General features: G+C 71.3%; 14 protein-coding genes. 1 reads left to right on the forward strand and 13 read right to left on the reverse strand.

Annotation, left to right across the window (positions count from 1 at the left end; all coding sequences use genetic code 11):
• Positions 1–115: 115 nt before the first annotated feature.
• From purH to FS769_RS03030, 9 genes are all read right to left on the reverse strand, one after another.
• Positions 116–1,726, reverse strand: coding sequence for a bifunctional phosphoribosylaminoimidazolecarboxamide formyltransferase/IMP cyclohydrolase (gene purH, locus FS769_RS02985; RefSeq protein ID WP_144829177.1), 1,611 nt, complete (start codon positions 1,724–1,726; stop codon positions 116–118).
• Between the two features lie 63 nt (positions 1,727–1,789).
• Positions 1,790–2,389 carry a phosphoribosylglycinamide formyltransferase gene (purN, locus tag FS769_RS02990; RefSeq protein WP_144829180.1) on the reverse strand — a complete coding sequence of 200 codons (600 nt, stop codon included), beginning with the start codon at positions 2,387–2,389 and terminating at the stop codon, positions 1,790–1,792.
• Positions 2,390–2,431: 42 nt separating this feature from the next.
• Positions 2,432–3,928 carry a DUF6350 family protein gene (locus tag FS769_RS02995; protein ID WP_144829183.1) on the reverse strand — a complete coding sequence of 499 codons (1,497 nt, stop codon included), beginning with the start codon at positions 3,926–3,928 and terminating at the stop codon, positions 2,432–2,434.
• 40 nt (positions 3,929–3,968) lie between these two features.
• Positions 3,969–5,015 carry a sirohydrochlorin chelatase gene (locus FS769_RS17020; RefSeq protein ID WP_260979676.1) on the reverse strand — a complete coding sequence of 349 codons (1,047 nt, stop codon included), beginning with the start codon at positions 5,013–5,015 and terminating at the stop codon, positions 3,969–3,971.
• On the reverse strand, positions 5,012–6,151 hold the full coding sequence (locus tag FS769_RS03010; RefSeq protein WP_144829186.1) for a uroporphyrinogen-III synthase: 1,140 nt from the start codon (positions 6,149–6,151) through the stop codon (positions 5,012–5,014). Before FS769_RS03010 ends, FS769_RS17020 begins: the two co-directional genes overlap by 4 nt.
• The gene (gene cobA, locus FS769_RS03015; protein ID WP_144829189.1) at positions 6,148–7,422 is read right to left on the reverse strand and encodes a uroporphyrinogen-III C-methyltransferase; all 1,275 of its coding nucleotides are present in this window, start codon (positions 7,420–7,422) and stop codon (positions 6,148–6,150) included. The genes FS769_RS03010 and cobA overlap by 4 nt, the downstream gene beginning before the upstream one ends.
• Positions 7,419–7,973 (reverse strand): nitrite reductase small subunit NirD, encoded by a 555-nt coding sequence (gene nirD, locus FS769_RS03020; protein ID WP_396652402.1) that lies wholly within the window; start codon positions 7,971–7,973, stop codon positions 7,419–7,421. The genes cobA and nirD overlap by 4 nt, the downstream gene beginning before the upstream one ends.
• Complete coding sequence (nirB, locus tag FS769_RS03025; RefSeq protein ID WP_144831829.1) at positions 7,970–10,549, reverse strand: nitrite reductase large subunit NirB; 2,580 nt, start codon at positions 10,547–10,549, stop codon at positions 7,970–7,972. The genes nirD and nirB overlap by 4 nt, the downstream gene beginning before the upstream one ends.
• Before the next feature lie 430 nt (positions 10,550–10,979).
• Positions 10,980–11,417, reverse strand: a complete 438-nt coding sequence (locus tag FS769_RS03030) for a nitroreductase family deazaflavin-dependent oxidoreductase (RefSeq protein ID WP_144829192.1) — start codon at positions 11,415–11,417, stop codon at positions 10,980–10,982.
• A gap of 67 nt (positions 11,418–11,484) precedes the next feature.
• On the opposite strand from FS769_RS03030, the gene FS769_RS03035 reads away from it, so the two are divergent.
• A complete protein-coding gene (locus FS769_RS03035) occupies positions 11,485–12,936 on the forward strand; it encodes an NCS2 family permease (protein ID WP_144829195.1) in 1,452 nt (483 codons plus the stop codon).
• Between the two features lie 282 nt (positions 12,937–13,218).
• Here FS769_RS03035 and sucD read toward each other — a convergent pair whose 3' ends face one another.
• The 4 genes from sucD to FS769_RS03055 all read right to left on the reverse strand — a co-directional run bounded on the left by sucD (position 13,219) and on the right by FS769_RS03055 (position 16,063).
• Positions 13,219–14,121: a succinate--CoA ligase subunit alpha gene (gene sucD, locus FS769_RS03040; protein ID WP_144829197.1), complete on the reverse strand. Its 903-nt coding sequence runs from the start codon at positions 14,119–14,121 to the stop codon at positions 13,219–13,221.
• 35 nt (positions 14,122–14,156) lie between these two features.
• Positions 14,157–15,320 carry an ADP-forming succinate--CoA ligase subunit beta gene (gene sucC / locus FS769_RS03045; RefSeq protein ID WP_144782578.1) on the reverse strand — a complete coding sequence of 388 codons (1,164 nt, stop codon included), beginning with the start codon at positions 15,318–15,320 and terminating at the stop codon, positions 14,157–14,159.
• Positions 15,321–15,521: 201 nt separating this feature from the next.
• On the reverse strand, positions 15,522–15,716 hold the full coding sequence (locus tag FS769_RS03050; RefSeq protein WP_144829200.1) for a hypothetical protein: 195 nt from the start codon (positions 15,714–15,716) through the stop codon (positions 15,522–15,524).
• A gap of 53 nt (positions 15,717–15,769) precedes the next feature.
• The gene (locus FS769_RS03055) at positions 15,770–16,063 is read right to left on the reverse strand and encodes a VOC family protein (RefSeq protein WP_260979677.1); all 294 of its coding nucleotides are present in this window, start codon (positions 16,061–16,063) and stop codon (positions 15,770–15,772) included.
• Between the last annotated feature and the right edge of the window lie 13 nt (positions 16,064–16,076).

Here is a 16,076-nt window from a genome sequence, read left to right on the forward strand (position 1 = left end):
ACGCCCCGCCAACGCCAACGCCAACGCCCCGCCAACACCAAGATCCACGCCACACCCCCACACACCACACCGCCCCCGCAACCGAGGTCACGAGGGCGGCGCGAAGCGCGACGGCTCAGTGGAAGAAGTGACGCTCTCCCGTGAAGAACATCGTGACGCCGGCGGCGCGCGCGGCGTCGACGACCTCGGCATCCCGAACCGATCCACCGGGCTGGATGATCGCCGAGATCCCGGCGTCGATCAGCACCTGCGGCCCGTCGGCGAAGGGGAAGAACGCGTCGGATGCCGCGACCGAACCGGCAGCACGGTCACCGGCCCGCTCGACGGCGAGGCGGCACGAGTCGACGCGGTTGACCTGGCCCATGCCGATACCGACGGTGGCCGAGGCCTGCGCGAGCACGATGGCGTTGGACTTCACCGCGCGGCACGACTTCCACGCGAAGATGAGGCTCTCCATGTCGGCTTCGGCGGGACGCTCGCCCGAGACGAGCTCCCAGTTCTTGGCGACCGACTCGATGTCGTCGGGGAAGCGGTCGGCGTCCTGCAGCAGAAGTCCGCCTGAGACGAGGCGCACGTCCATCGACTCCTGCGTCCAGTCGGCGGGCAGGCGCAGCACGCGCAGGTTCTTCTTGAGCTTGAACACTTCGAGCGCTTCGGGCTCGAAGTCGGGCGCGATGATGACCTCGGTGAAGATGTCGCGCAGGTTCTCGGCCATCTTGAGCGTCACGGTGCGGTTCGCGGCGATCACTCCACCGAAGGCCGACACGGGGTCGCACTCGTGCGCGCGCAGGTGCGCCGAGGCGATCGGGTCGAGCGCGTTGGGGGCGGCGACGGCGATGCCGCAGGGGTTCGCGTGCTTGATGATCGCGACGGCGGGCTTGACCATGTCGAAGGCGGCGCGCAGGGCAGCGTCGGCGTCGACGTAGTTGTTGTACGACATCTCCTTGCCCTGCAGCTGCGTGGCCTGGGCGATGCCGTGACCGCCGACGCGCGTGTAGATCGCGGCGCGCTGGTGCGAGTTCTCGCCGTAGCGCAGGGTCGACTGGCGCTCGGCCTGGATCGTGAGGTGCGCGGGCAGGTCGATGTCGTCGCCGAGCGTGCCCTCGGCGAACCAGGTCGACACGGCGGTGTCGTAGGCGGCGGTGTGCGAGAAGGCGCGGGCGGCGAGCTCGCGGCGCTGCACGAGGGTGGTGCCGCCCTGCGCCTGCACGGCGTCGATGATCGCGGGGTACGACTCGGGCGAGACGACGATGGCGACGTTGGCGTGGTTCTTCGCGGAGGCGCGCACCATCGCGGGGCCGCCGATGTCGATCTGCTCGACAACGTCGTCGCCCTCGGCTCCGGATGCCACGGTCTCGACGAACGGGTAGAGGTTCACGACGACGAGTTCGAAGGGGCGGATACCGAGCTCGTCGAGCTGCGCTTCGTGCGAGGCCAGGCGCAGGTCGGCGAGAAGACCGGCGTGCACGTTGGGGTGCAGGGTCTTCACGCGGCCGTCGAGCGACTCGGGGAAGCCGGTGACGGCCGAGACGTCGGTGACCTCGAGGCCGGCGTCGCGCAGCAGCGTCGCCGAGCCGCCGGTCGAGACGATCTCGACGCCGGCGGCGGCGAGGGCTTCACCGAGCTGCAGCAGGCCGGTCTTGTCGCTGACCGACACGAGGGCGCGGCGGATGGGGACGATGTCGCGGGGACGGTAGTCGGCGGGGTCGTGGCGGGGTCCGGCCATGGCTTTCGGCTCCTGTGTCTCGAGTCGGGTTCGTCCGCAGCGGGCGAGCGCCCGCCGCGCGGGTCAGGCGGTTCGGGATGCCGCGGCGGCGAGGTCGAGCTCGCCCTCGGCGATGCGGCGCACGACGTCGATGAGCAGACGTCGTTCGACGGGCTTGATGCGGTCGTGCAGGGTGTCTTCGGTGTCGCCGGGCAGCACGGGGATGCGCTCCTGCGCGAGGATCGGCCCGGTGTCGACGCCGGAGTCGACGACGATGACGCTCGCTCCGGTCTGCTCGACGCCGGCGGCGAGGGCGTCGCGCACGCCGTGGGCTCCGGGGAACTCGGGGAGGTACGCGGGGTGGGTGTTGATGATGCGGGGTTCCCACGCGGCGACGAGGTCGGCCGGCAGCAGGCGCATGAGTCCGCTCAGCACGACGAGGTCGGGATTCCACACGGCCAGCTGCGCACCGAGTTCGGCGCCCCACTCTTCGCGGCTCTCGAACGAGTCATACGCGACGAGGAAGCTCGGGATGCCGAAGTGCTCGGCGTGGGCGAAGCCGTCGGCTTCGCGATCGGCACCGACCACCACGACGCGCGCCGGAAAGTCGGGGGCGGATGCCGCCTCGAGCAGGGCGCGGAGGTTGGAGCCGGTGCCGGAGATGAGGACGGCGACCGTGAGCACGCGCTCAGTCTACGCAGGTGGGTCGGAGCGTGCCGAAGCGGGTCAGCGGTCGTCGCGGTGGCCGTCGCGGTCGGCCGAGCCCCAGGCTGCGCGGATGCGGGCGCGCTCCTCGTCGGTCAGGCCGACCTCGGTGCGCTCGGGCGTCGCGCTGGGGCGCGCGGCATCCGGTTCGGTGAACGTGCGGGGCCAGACGTCGGAGGCGATGCCGGTTCCGGGCGCCGCGAGCACGGGAGCGGGTCCGGTCGCGTGCTCGTCGTGGTCGAACGCGGTGTGCGCGCGGGGGGCCGGGACGAAGGCGGGAGTCTCGTCGCGGTGCTCGACGACCTCGGGCGGGGCGTCTCCGCCGACGCGGGGGCCGAGCAGCATGATCGCAAGGCCGACGAGCACTTCGAGGCCGAGCGCGAGCGCGAGGGGGCCGGGCTGCGGGCCGGTCTCGACGAGTCGTCCGGGCCCGATCGCTCCGCTCGAGAGCACCGCGGCGAGCGCACCCGCTCCGCCGGTGAGCACCGCGACGCTGAGGGCGACGACCAGCCGGGGCGCGACGGGTTCGTGGTCGTCGTTCAGCGGCATCCGGGATCGCAGGATCCACCCGGTCAGCGCGCCGACCGCGACCGGGAGCAGCACGAGCAGCAGCAGCCACGACGAGGTGGTGTCGGGCACGGCGCCGAGCACCGGGATGCCGGGGAGCGCGCCGACCTGCGTCGCCGCCGGCGTCACGGCGGTGTCGGTTCCGAGTGCGAAGCCCGGGCCGGCCGTGAACGACAAGGCCCAGAGCACGAGCGTCGGCAGGTACATCAGCTGCCCGAGCGCGATGACGGTCGCTCCGAGAGCGTCGGCGTTGCTCGCCTGGAAGAGGCCGATCACCTGCGTCGAGCGCGCGATGAGGCCCACGACGACCACTACCGAGGCGACGGCGACGAGTCCGAGCGCGGTGACGGCGAAGCCGCGGATCGCGAGGGCGGGCACGAGGGCCCAGTCTCGCGGCATCCGCGCGATCCACCCCCGCACGGCGTCGACGGGGCCGTCGTCACCGACCCGCCAGGCACCGAGCACCGCTCCGATGAACGAGGGGGCGACGAAGAACAGCGACGGCAGAAGGATCGAGAGCCAGGTGTCGGATGCCACGAGCGCGGCGTTCGACGTGAGTGCGACGACCGTGGTCAGGGCGGTGAAGACCACCGAACCCGACAGCCAGCCGGTGAGCGCTGCTCCCGCCTCCCCGGCGCGGGCTCCCGAGCGCGCGGCGAACAACGCGGTGAAGGCGGCGAAGGCGAGCGGCGCGAGCGACAGCGTGAAGGTCGCGAACGAGGGGTCGATGCCCGTCGCCGCGAGATACGTGTCGGGCAGGGTCAGGGTCACCGGCACGAGGTGGCCCAGGTGCCATACCGCGGCCGATGCCGGCCAGAGGGCCGACCAGTCGGGATTGCCGATACCGAACACCCACAGCAGGGTGAGCGGTGCGAGCACCACGGCGATACCGCCCGCGGCGGCCAGAACGGCGTCGAGAGCGGCCAGAAGGGCGACGAGGAGGCGATGCATGGGCGAGAGGAACCCTACCCGCGCTCCCCCAGCGCTCTGCTCAGGCGCGGCGGCGAGCGCGCGAGAAGAGGCCGCGCAGCCCGGCGCAGAGGCCGCGCGAGGAGGACCCTGCCACCTCCGCAACCGAGGTCCCTGAGCCTGTCGAAGGGTCCGCAACCAACGCACGACCGGGGGCTTCGGCAAGCTCAGCCACCTCTGCGACCGAGGACCCTGAGCCTGTCGAAGGGTCCGCAACCGACGCACAACCGGAGGCTTCGACAAGCTCAGCCACCTCCGCGACCGAGGTCCCTGAGCCTGTCGAAGGGTCCGGAACCGACGCACGACCGGGGGCTTCGACAAGCTCAGCCACCTCTGCGACCGAGGTCCCTGAGCCTGTCGAAGGGGCCGGGACCACCTCCGCAACCGAGGCCCGGGGGCGGCGCGCCGCGGCCCACCGCTCCCACACCACCGTCGCCAGGCGCGGGTCCGCGCCGATCGGGGCGGTGGTGAGGTCGGCATCCGCCTTCTCGATCACGCGCGAGAAGTGCCCCGGGGCGAGCACGTAGCTCGCGGCGACCGTGCGGCGGCCGTCCGCGCGTGCTGTCGCCACGGCATCCGGAATGCGGGGGTCGGATGCCGCGGCGTAGGCCGTGACGACGGGACCTGTCACACCGGCGTCCGCCATCAGCTCCGCCATGCGTTCGACGTCGACCACGGCGCCCGGGCGGGTGGATCCGGCCGCGGCGAGCACGACGGTGTCGTCGGGAGCGGCCCCGGCCGCGCGCACGCGATCGGCGAGAATCTCGGCCAGCACCGGGTGGGGTCCGAGCGCGGGCGCGACCGGGAGGCCACCCGCGGCCTCCACCAGGTCGACCTCGGTGTGATAGCCGGTCGACAGCAGCAGTGGCACGATCACGATGTCGTCCGTGCGCTCCCGCGCTACGGCGACCACGTCGGACACGTACGGACCGTGCACGTCGACATAGGCCTCGAGCACCTCGACGCCCGCGGGAGCGGTGGAGCGCAGCACCTCGAGCAGCTCGCGCACGACGACGCGACCCTCTTCGAACCTCGTGCCGTGGGCGCAGGCGATCAGTACGGCGGTCATGCGTCCTCCTCGTCCATCACGTCGAGCCGGTATCCGCGCTTGTAGACGGTGCGGATCAGGTCGAGCCCGCCGAGCGCCTCGCGCGTGCGGGCCACGGCGACCTCGACGGCGTGTCCGCTGGCCTCCGCGCTCGACAGCGCGGCGATCAGGTCGGCGCGCGAGACGACGGCCCCGGGGTTCTTGGCGAGCGCCCGCAGGATCTCGACTCCGGTGCGCGGCAGGGGCGTGAACTCCCCGTCGAGCACGATCCCCGATGAGCGGATGCCGAGGCGCCCGACCGTCGTGGGGATGAGCGCCGCGTCCGCCCCGCCGTAGTGCGTCACCACGGCTCGCACGAGCGCGCCGAGTCGCCCGCGGTCGGGGATGAGCGGGGTGATGCCCGCCTCGAGGAGGGGACCTGCGGTGATGGGCCCGACGGCGGCGACGAGCACGTGCCCGCGGGCGGCTCGCGCGGCCACTCCGTCGAGCGCGTCGGCCCGTTCGGCCGCGAGGATCCACTCGCGCGCGGCGGGGGCCGAGGTGAACAGCACCGCGTCGATCTCTCCCCGCGCGACCTGCTGGGTCGACGCGGCGACGATCTCGGGGTCGGGCGGCGGACCCCAGCGGTAGATGGTGAGGCTGGTCACGCGCGCGCCGGCCGCCTCGAACGCCTCGTCGAGACCGTCGGCCCCGGAACCGTGGTGCTGCACAGCGACGTGGAGTCCCTCGATTCCCTCGGCCACGAGGAAGTCGCGCAGTTCAGCGGCCGTCTCGCTCTCGGCGACCCAGTCGGCCTCGAACCCGGCCTGCTGAATGGCCCCGCGCGCCTTGGGCCCGCGCGCGACGATGCGCGCGCCGTCGAGCACGGGCGCGAGCGCGTCGTGCAGCCCCGCCTCATCGGCGGTCTCCATCCACGCGCGGAACCCCACGCCGGTGGTGGCCACGACGACGTCGGGCGGGTCGGCGACCAGCGACCGTGTCTGCGCGATCAGTTCGTCGTCGTCGACGTGCGGCACGATCGTGAGGGCCGGAGCGATGCGCACGCGCGCGCCGTGGCGCTCGAGCGCGGCCGACAGCTCCCCCGACCGCCTGTCGACGGGAAGCAGCACGGTGCACCCCTGGAGCACCGTGCTGATCGTCCGCGCGGGTGTGGTCACCCGATGCCCTCCGTGCGCACCGCGACCGCCGCGGAAGCAGGCTGGCGTGATGCCGCAGCGGGCGCCGCGACCGGCAGCAGCAGGTCGGCCCGGGCGACCTCGCCGAAGACCAGCACCGCAGGGTTCGCGAGGCGGTGGGTCTCGGCATCCGCGATCGCCGTTCCGAGCGTGGTGCGGATCGTGCGCTGAGCGGGCGTGTGGCCGTTCTCGACGAAGGCGACGGGGCGCGTCTCAGGAGCACCGGCAGCGCGGGCCGCGGCGACGAAGCGCGGCAGGGCACTGACGCCCATCAGTGCGACGACCGTGGCGCTGTCGTCGCGCAGGGCGGCGAGGGTCGCCTCGCTCGGGGTGTCCTGACCGTTCACGACATGCAGGGTACCGGCGACGCCGCGGTGCGTCACGGGCACTCCGGCGGCTGAGGGAACGGCGATCGCGCTCGAGATGCCGGGCACGACCTCGACCGCGATCCCGGCCTCGCGGCACGCGATGACCTCTTCGCCGCCGCGGCCGTAGACGAACGGGTCGCCGCCCTTGAGCCGGACGACGCGCAGCCCGCGAGCCGCGCGATCGACGAGAATCGCGTTGATCTCGTGCTGCGGCACCGGGTGATGCTGCGGCCGCTTGCCCACGTCGATCAGCTCGACGTCGTCGCCGAGTTCGGCGAGCACGCCGGTGGGTCCGAGCCGGTCGTGCACGACGACGTCGGCCTCGGCCAGCAGCGCGCGGGCGCGCACCGTCAGCAGGTCGACCGGGCCGGGACCGCCGCCGACGAGCGCCACACTCCCCACGAGCGGGCGACGTCGGCGGCGGAGCGGAAGGGCGCCTTCGGCGAGGCGCTGGGCGATGGCGTCGCGCACGGCGACGCTGCGGCGGGGGTCGGCCCCCGCGGTGGAGACGACGCCGACCATGACGTCGCCACTCGTGGTCTCGGCGGCCAGGCGCGCGGTGCCCTTGCCCCCGTGCCCCGCGTTGACGCACCACACGCGGCGGGCCTCGGCCGCAGCGACCACGTCGGCGTCGACGGATGCCGTGCCCGTGGCCGTGTGGCAGAACCAGGCGTCGTCGAGGTCGGCGTCGGCGAATCCCCTCGCGAGCCACTCGATGTCACCCGCGGCGGCGAGCGCGGCGAGACCCGGCGTCACCACGGGTGCGACCACCCGCACCCGGGCGCCGGCGGCCCGCAGCCGCGCGATGCGCTTCTCGGCGACGGAGCCGCCGCCCACGCACACGACGAGCTTGTCGGTGAGGTCGAGTCCTGCGAGAGCGATCATCGGGCGTCTCCTTCTGCGGGGTCGGCGTGCGCGGGGTCGGCGTGCGCGCTGCCCGCCGGCGCCGAGGCGGTCACGAGCTTCACGAACACATCGCCTTCGGCGACCGCCACCGGGTGCACGGCCACGGTCAGCGATTGCTTGCCCTGCGTGTCGAGGCACGCGCCGGTGCGCAGGTCGAACACCTGCTTGTACATGGGCGAGGCCACGGTGGGCACTCCCCCGCGGTCGCCGACGATCCCGCGCGAGAGCACCGCCGCTCCGCTGAACGGGTCGATCTGGTCGGTCGCGAAGATTCGCCCGTCGAACGTGCGGAACAGTGCGATCTGCCGGTCGCCGAGCAGGGCCGCCGCCCCGCGCTCGACGAGCAGGTCGTCGATGCGGCAGACGCGGATCCAGCCGTTGCCCGCCGCCGCCTGCGCGTCGGGAGCGAGAGCGGAGCCTGGCGTCATGGCCGGGGTCCCGGCATCCGGAGTCGCCCCGCATGCCACGGAGGCCGAACCCGTCGTCACGGCCGAGGCCCCGGCATCCGGAGTCGTCTGCATCAGGGTCATGACCGCACCGCCAGCGTCGTGCCACCGATGAGTACCGCGCCCGACGCGCGTTCCTCAGCCGTGGCGGGTCGGGCCTGGCCGCGCTCGGCGACATAGGCGAGCGAGGGGTCGGCCTTCTCGGGCGCGTTGACGAAGCTCTGGAAGCGCTTGAGCTTCTCGGGGTCGGCGAGGGTCGCGGCCCACTCGTCTTCGTACGCGTCGATGTGGGATGCCATGGCCCGGTCGAGATCGCCGGCGATGCCGAGCGTGTCGTCGAACACGACACCCTTCAGCGCCTCGAGTCCGCCCTCGTACTCCTCGACCCAGGGGGCGGTGCGCTGCAGCCGGTCGGCGGTGCGGATGTAGAACATGAGGAACCGGTCGATCGCCCGGAGGAGCCCCTCGTCGTCGAGGCCCTCGGCGAACAGCACCGCATGACGCGGGGTGAAGCCGCCGTTGCCGCCGACGTAGAGGTTCCAGCCGGCCTCGGTCGCGATCACCCCGATGTCCTTGCCGCGGGCCTCGGCGCACTCGCGCGCGCAGCCCGAGACGCCGAACTTGAGCTTGTGCGGCGAGCGCAGGCCCCGGTAGCGCAGCTCGAGCTGCACGGCCATGCCGACCGAGTCCTGCACGCCGTAGCGGCACCAGGTCGAGCCGACGCACGACTTCACGGTGCGCAGCGACTTGCCGTAGGCGTGGCCGGATTCGAAGCCGGCGTCGACGAGACGCTTCCAGATGTCGGGCAACTGGTCGAGGCGGGCGCCGAACAGGTCGATCCGCTGCCCTCCGGTGATCTTCGTGTACAGCCCGAAGTCGCGCGCGACCTCGCCGATCACGACCAGCCCCTCGGGCGTGATCTCGCCACCCGGAATGCGCGGGACGACGCTGTAGCTGCCGTCGCGCTGGATGTTGGCCATCACGTGGTCGTTCGTGTCCTGCATCGTCGCGAGCTCGCCGTCGAGCACGTGCCCCGAGTAGAGGCTGGCGAGGATGCTCGCGAGGGCCGGCTTGCAGATGTCGCAACCGCGGCCGGTGCCAAAGCGCTCGACGATCGAGGTGAAGGTGCGCAGCCCCGAGACCCGGACGGCGTCGAACAGCTGCGCCCGGGTGAACGAGAAGTGCTCGCAGAGTCCGTTCGAGACTTCTTTTCCGGATGCCGCCAGCTCGGTCGCCACGAGCTTCTTCACGAGCGTGAAGCACGAGCCGCACGCGGCCCCGGCCTTGGTGCAGGCCTTGACCTCGGCGGCATCCGCGCACTGGTGTTCGGTGACGGCCTCGCGCACGGTTCCGGCGGTGACGCCGTTGCACGAGCAGACGATCGCGTCGGCGGGCAGGTCGCCCTGCGGGGCCGGGGCGAGGTCGGAGGGCATGAGGTAGGCCGCGGGGTCGCCGCCGAGCGCGCGACCGATCAGCGGACGCAGCGAGGTGTACGCCGAGGCGTCGCCGACCAGGATGCCGCCGAGAAGCGTCCGCGCGTCGTCGCTCAGCACGAGCTTCTTGTAGACGCCCGACACCGGGTCGGCATAGGTGACGTCGAGGGCGTTCGGCGTCTCGGCGAACGCGTCGCCGAAGCTCGCGACCTCGACGCCCGAGAGCTTGAGCTTGGCCGAGGTGTCGAAGCCGGGGAAGGCCGCTTGGCCGCCGAGCAGGCGGGTCGCGGCGACCTCGGCCATCGCGTAGCCGGGGGCGACGAGGCCGATGCACTGCCCGTCGAAGCTGGCGACCTCGCCGATCGCCATGATCGCGGGATCCGAGGTGTCGCAGCCCTCGTCGATCACGACGCCGCCGCGGGCGTCGACCCGCAGCTCTGCCGCACGGGCGAGCTCGTCGCGGGGCCGCACGCCGACCGTGAAGACCACGATGTCGACGGCCTCCCACGTGCCGTCGCGCAGCTCGAGGCCGCACACGGCGCCGGTCTTGTCGGCATCCACCCGGGTCGTCACCGAGCTCGTGCGCACCTCGATGCCGCGCGCTTCGATGAGCCGCTGCAGGGTGCGCGCCCCGCCCAGGTCGAGCTGCGCCGACATGAGGCGCTCGTTCGACTGCAGCACGAACGGCGAGACACCCTCGGCCTGCAGAGCTCCCGCGGCCTCCAGTCCGAGCAGACCGCCGCCGACGACCGCGCCGCGCAGGGGCCGGCCGAGCTGGGCCGAGCGCTTCGCGACCCACGCCCGCATCGCCGCGACGTCGTCGAGCGTGCGGTAGACGAAGCAGCCCTGGTGGTCGAAGCCGTCGAGGGCCAGGCGCGCCGCGAACGAGCCGGTCGCCAGCACGAGGCGGTCGTACGCGTGCGTCGACCCTCCGGCCGTGGTGACGGTGCGCGCCGCGCGGTCGATCGCCGTGACGCGGGCGTCGGTGCGCACCCGCACCCGGTCGTGCTCGAGCACGGCGGGGTCGAGGGCGAGGTCGTCGGGGGTCTTGCCGCTGAAGTAGCCGGTGAGGCCGACGCGGTCGTACGGGCCGCGGGCCTCGTCGCCCAGCACCGTGACTGACCAACGGCCGTCGGTGTCGCGGCTCGTGAGGCTCTCGACGAAGCGGTGGGCCACCATTCCCGCACCCACGACCACGACGGATCCGGATGGAGCGGGGTGGAGCATGCCGTCACCGTACGCGGCGGACTTTGCCGAGGCGTCAGCGGCGTGTTTCGTTCCGGTTGCGGGGTTCGAGCGGGCCATGCCCCGACGCTAGGCAGCCGAGGTTTCTCCCGCCCTCGCGCCCGCGTTACCCCCGGCGAACGTTTCTCTCACGCGGGCGCGGGCCCGGTGTGAGGTTTGCGCCCACCAAGGTGGCTGAGCCTGTCGAAGCCACCGCGAGCCCCGCGGCGCCCACCAAAGTGGCTGAGCCTGTCGAAGCCACCGCAACCCGCAGACAACCCCGGCCCTTCGACAAGCTCAGGGACCTCCGCCAAGGTGGCTGAGCCTGTCGAAGCCACCGCAACCCGCGCGGCGCCCAGCGAGGTGGCTGAGCCTGTCGAAGCCACCGCAACCCGCAGACAACCCCGGCCCTTCGACAAGCCCAGCGGCTCCGTCAGTCGACCGGCTCCAGCACGAACAGCTCGATGCGGCGGTCGGTCTTCTTCTGGTACTCGTCGTAGTCGGGCCAGACCTCGGTCGCGTAGCCCCACCACTCGTCGCGCTCAGCGCCCTCGGCCTGGTGCGCGTCGTACTCCTTCTTCACGTCGCCGTCCTGCAGGGCGACGCGGGGGTTCTTCACGAGGTTGAAGAACCACGCGGGGTGCTCCGGGGCGCCGCCCTTCGACGCCACGACCGCGTACTTGCCGTCGTGCTCGACGCGCATCAGGGCGGTCTTGCGCAGGCCGCCCGTTTTGGCGCCGACGGTGGTGAGGACGATGATGGGTACGCCCCGCATGTCGGCGGACTCCTTGCCCCCCGTGGCTTCGAACGTCTCCGCCTGCTGACGGGCCCATTCGCTGGTGCTGGGTAGATACTCTCCTGAGAGTGACATAGCTCACACGATACGTCGGCGTCTTCCCCCTCCGGTCTAGCCCCTCCCCCTTTTTCCTGGAGCCTTCATGAGCGCTTCTGCTCCCGAGACCACGACCGTTCCCGCACCGAAGAACCGTCTCGATAAGTTCTTCGAGATCACCGCGCGCGGCTCGACCGTCGGCGCGGAGGTCCGCGGCGGCGTGGTCACCTTCGTGACGATGGCCTACATCGTCATCCTCAACCCGATCATCCTGTCGGGCACGCCCGACGTCGCCGGCAACGCCCTCGGCTTCACGCAGGTCGCCGCGGTCACCGCCCTCACCGCGGGTGTCATGACGATGCTCTTCGGCCTCGTGACCCGGTTGCCGTTCGCCTTCGCCGCGGGCCTGGGCATCAACTCGTTCCTCGCGGTCGGCATCGTGGGCGAGGTCACCTGGCCCGAGGCCATGGGGCTCGTCGTCATCAACGGCCTGATCATCGTGCTGCTCGCGGTCACAGGCCTGCGCCGCATGATCTTCGAGGCCGTGCCCCTCGCGCTGAAGACGGCGATCACGGTCGGAATCGGCCTGTTCATCGCCTTCATCGGCTTCGTCGACAGCGGCCTGGTCACCTCCACCGGCCTGAGCTCTCCCCCGGTGGGCCTCGGCGTCGGCGGCTCGATCGCCACGATTCCGACCGCCCTGTTCGTGCTGACCCTCGTCATCACCGCCGTGCTGCTCGTGCGCAAGGTCAAGGCCGCGCTGCTGATCGGCCTGCTCTCGGGCACCGTCATCGCCGTCATCGTCGAGGCGGTCGCGGGTCTCGGTGTCAAGGCCGACGGCAACGCCGGCGGCTGGGGTCTGACCGTGCCGACCCTCCCCGCGCAGTGGGTGAGCCTTCCCGACCTGTCGCTCGTCGGCCAGGTCGACCTGGCAGGCTCGTTCGGCCGCATCGGCATCCTCGCCGCCCTCATGCTGGTGTTCACGCTCGTGTTCACGAACTTCTTCGACGCGATGGGCACCATGACCGGCCTATCGCGCGAGGCGGGACTCGCGGCTCCCGACGGCACCTTCCCGCGCCTGCGCTCGGCGCTGGTGATCGAGGGCATCGGTGCTGTGGCCGGAGGCGCAACCTCGTCGTCGTCGAACACGGTGTTCATCGAGTCGGGCTCCGGCATCGGCGAGGGCGCCCGCACGGGCCTCGCCAACGTCGTGACGGGAGCACTGTTCCTGCTGGCGATGTTCTTCACGCCGCTGACCAGCATCGTGCCGAGCGAGATCGCCGCCGCGGCGCTGGTCATCGTGGGCGCGCTGATGATGGCGCAGATCCGCCACGTCGACCTTTCCGACCTGTCGGTGCTGATCCCGGTGTTCCTCACGGTCACCGTCATGCCGCTGACCTACTCGATCGCCAACGGCATCGGCGCGGGCTTCGTCAGCTGGGTGCTGATCCAGGCCCTCTCGGGTCGCGCGCGTCGAGTCAGCCCCCTGCTGTGGATCGTCGCCGCCGGCTTCGTGGTCTTCTTCGCCCGCGGCCCGGTCGAGGCTCTGCTCGGCTGAGGTTCGATTCCCCTCGGAAGGGTCCGGATGCCGCGGCATCCGGGCCCTTTTCCGTCGCTGCCGCAGGGCGGGGCGCGCGGCAACCGCCCCACCGCACCGAAGCCGCACCCGTTTGCTCAGACCGCACCCGTTTGCCGCCCATCCGATAGTCCTCGACGACCGAGTGCGTCCTCACGCGGTCCGCCCCGTCGCCCGCCCGCGTCCGCGCCCGCCCCGCCCGGCACGACGGACACGCGAAAGGGCCCGGATGCAATGGCATCCGGGCCCCGCAGAGAGTGCTGCTTACAGGCTCTCGATGATCTCGCGCATCAGGGCGGCAGCCTCGGACGGCGTCTTGCCGACCTTGACGCCGGCGGCCTCGAGGGCCTCCTTCTTCGCCTGAGCGGTACCGGCCGAGCCCGAGACGATGGCGCCGGCGTGGCCCATGGTCTTGCCCTCGGGAGCGGTGAAGCCGGCGACGTAGCCGACGACCGGCTTGGTGACGTTGGCCTTGATGAAGTCGGCGGCACGCTCTTCGGCGTCTCCACCGATCTCACCGATCATGACGATGGCCTTGGTCTCGGGGTCGGCCTCGAACGCCGCCAGGGCGTCGATGTGCGTGGTGCCGATGACCGGGTCGCCGCCGATGCCGATGGCGGTCGAGAAGCCGAGGTCGCGCAGCTCGAACATCATCTGGTAGGTCAGGGTGCCCGACTTCGACACGAGGCCGATGGGTCCCTTGCCGGTGATGTTCGCGGGCGTGATGCCCACGAGCGCCTCGCCGGGCGTGATGATGCCGGGGCAGTTCGGACCGATGATGCGGGTCTTCTCGCCCTTTGCCTTCGAGTACGCCCACGCCTCGGCGGTGTCGCCGACGGGAACGCCCTCGGTGATCACGACGAGCAGGGGGATCTCGGCGTCGATGGCCTCGACCATCGCGTCCTTGGTGAAGGCCGGGGGCACGAACGCGATCGACACGTCGGCGCCGGTCTCGCGGATGGCCTCTTCGACCGACGCGAAGACGGGCAGCTCGACGTCGTTGCCCGACGCGTCCTGGTGCGAGACCGTGGTGCCGGCCTTGCGGGCGTTCACGCCACCGACGACCTGGGTGCCGGCCTTGAGCATGAGGGCGGTGTGCTTGGTGCCCTCACCGCCGGTGATGCCCTGGACGATGACCTTGGAGTCCTTGTTGAGGTAGATAGACATGTTCTCTTTATCCGGTCCCTGAGCTTGTCGAAGGGTTAGGCGTTGGCCAGTTCGGCGGCCTTGTCGGCGCCCTCGTCCATACCGGCGGCAAGGGTGACGAGCGGGTGGTTGGCGGCGGCGAGGATCGCGCGACCCTCTTCGACCTGGTTGCCGTCGAGGCGCACGACGAGCGGCTTGGTGGCGGTGTCACCGAGGATCTCGAGGGCCTTGACGATGCCCTCGGCCACGGCGACGCACGAGGTGATGCCACCGAAGACGTTGACGAAGACGCTCTTGACCTGCTCGTCGCCGAGGATGACGTCGAGGCCGGCGGCCATGACGGTCGCCGAGGCGCCGCCGCCGATGTCGAGGAAGTTGGCGGGCTTGACGCCGTTGTGCTTCTCACCGGCGTACGCGACGACGTCGAGGGTCGACATGACCAGGCCCGCGCCGTTGCCGATGATGCCGACCTGACCGTCGAGCTTGACGTAGTTGAGGTCGTGCTGCTTGGCCTTGGCCTCGAGCGGGTCGGCGGCGTCCTTGTCTTCGAGCGCCTCGTGGTCGGGGTGACGGAAGCCGGCGTTCTCGTCGAGCGAGACCTTGCCGTCGAGGGCGATGATGTCGCCGTCTTCGCTCTGGATGAGGGGGTTCACCTCGACGAGCGTGGCGTCCTCGCCCTTGTAGACGTTGAAGAGCTTGACGAAGACGTCGGCCACCTTGGGGGCCAGCTCGTCGTCGAACTTCGCGGCCTTGGCGATCTCGAGGGCCTTCTCGGGCGTGATGCCCTCGATCGGGTCGACCTCGATGCGCGCGAGCGCCTCGGGACGCTCGACGGCGAGCTCTTCGATCTCCATGCCGCCCTCGACGCTCGAGAGCGAGAGGTAGGAACGGTTGGCGCGGTCGAGCAGCACCGAGAAGTAGAACTCCTTGGCGATGCGGGCGCCGGCGGCGACCATGACGCGCTTGACGACGTGACCCTTGATGTCGAGGCCGAGGATGGCCTGGGCCGCCTCGAACGCCTCGTCGGGGTTCTTCGCGACCTTCACGCCGCCGGCCTTGCCGCGGCCTCCGGTCTTGACCTGAGCCTTGACGACGACGACACCGCCGAGCTTCTCCGCGGCCGCCTTCGCCTCCTCAGGGGTGTCGGCGATGATGCCGGCGAGTACCGGCACCTCGTACTTTTCGAACAGATCACGTGCCTGGTACTCGTAGAGATCCACGGACAATCCTTCGCTGGGCGATCGGTGGTGGGAGGAGGCGAACTCTCTCGATATCAAGAGATCTTCGCCAGTCGACAACCCTACTAGACGGGGCTGGAGCCCCCCGACCCCTGCCCCTTCGATGGGAGGGGGTTCCCGGATGCCGCCGTGGCCGGCAGAACAGAGAACTCAGGGTTACAGCGACGGCACGCGGGCGCCGGCTCACTTTTTCGGACGCACCACGAACCACGCGATGACCGCGCCGATGATTCCGAGGAACAGGCCGATCGAGATGCCGAATCCGACCCCGATCGAGGGCACGAGCAGTCCGATGAGCGGCCCGGCGATGATGCCGACGACCACCCCGATGATCACGTACCGCGCCAGCCCCGCGTCGCCCGCTGCGTTGTCCGCCATGCCCCGACCATAGCGACGCCGGCGGGCGGGAGGCAGAGCTTGACGGATGCCGCTCACCCCGGGTTGTGCATGAATTCGATGCGGATACCGTCGACGTCTTCGACGAACGACGCGTAGTACGTCGGCGTGAACCGGGGGTACTCCTTGGGTTCGCGCACGGCCGTCCATCCGGCATCCAGGGCTAAGGCGTGCATGCGGTCGACTTCGGCGCGCGAGGCGACGGCGAACGCGAGGTGCTGCCACCCGACCCGCCCGTGTTCGTGGGGGCCGGATGCCGTGTCCCGGGCCGGCAGCACGATGAATTCGGTCTCGCCTTCGGCGTACCACGTGGGCCCCGTTGCCGCCATCGGTGCGCTCGAG

This window comes from Microbacterium sp. BH-3-3-3 (assembly GCF_007679045.1).
In the GTDB taxonomy this organism is placed as follows: Bacteria; Actinomycetota; Actinomycetes; order Actinomycetales; family Microbacteriaceae; genus Microbacterium; species Microbacterium algihabitans.

Bases quoted from the DNA above. Each gene is read 5' to 3' on its own strand.
- nirD (WP_396652402.1), bottom strand. From the start codon at position 7,973: ATGACCCTGATGCAGACGACTCCGGATGCCGGGGCCTCGGCCGTGACG.
- FS769_RS03035 (WP_144829195.1), top strand. From the start codon at position 11,485: ATGAGCGCTTCTGCTCCCGAGACCACGACCGTTCCCGCACCGAAGAAC.
- FS769_RS02995 (WP_144829183.1), bottom strand. From the start codon at position 3,928: ATGCATCGCCTCCTCGTCGCCCTTCTGGCCGCTCTCGACGCCGTTCTG.
- sucD (WP_144829197.1), bottom strand. From the start codon at position 14,121: ATGTCTATCTACCTCAACAAGGACTCCAAGGTCATCGTCCAGGGCATC.
- FS769_RS03050 (WP_144829200.1), bottom strand. From the start codon at position 15,716: ATGGCGGACAACGCAGCGGGCGACGCGGGGCTGGCGCGGTACGTGATC.
- FS769_RS17020 (WP_260979676.1), bottom strand. From the start codon at position 5,015: ATGACCGCCGTACTGATCGCCTGCGCCCACGGCACGAGGTTCGAAGAG.
- FS769_RS03030 (WP_144829192.1), bottom strand. From the start codon at position 11,417: ATGTCACTCTCAGGAGAGTATCTACCCAGCACCAGCGAATGGGCCCGT.
- nirB (WP_144831829.1), bottom strand. From the start codon at position 10,549: ATGCTCCACCCCGCTCCATCCGGATCCGTCGTGGTCGTGGGTGCGGGA.
- cobA (WP_144829189.1), bottom strand. From the start codon at position 7,422: ATGATCGCTCTCGCAGGACTCGACCTCACCGACAAGCTCGTCGTGTGC.
- purH (WP_144829177.1), bottom strand. From the start codon at position 1,726: ATGGCCGGACCCCGCCACGACCCCGCCGACTACCGTCCCCGCGACATC.
- FS769_RS03055 (WP_260979677.1), bottom strand. From the start codon at position 16,063: ATGGCGGCAACGGGGCCCACGTGGTACGCCGAAGGCGAGACCGAATTC.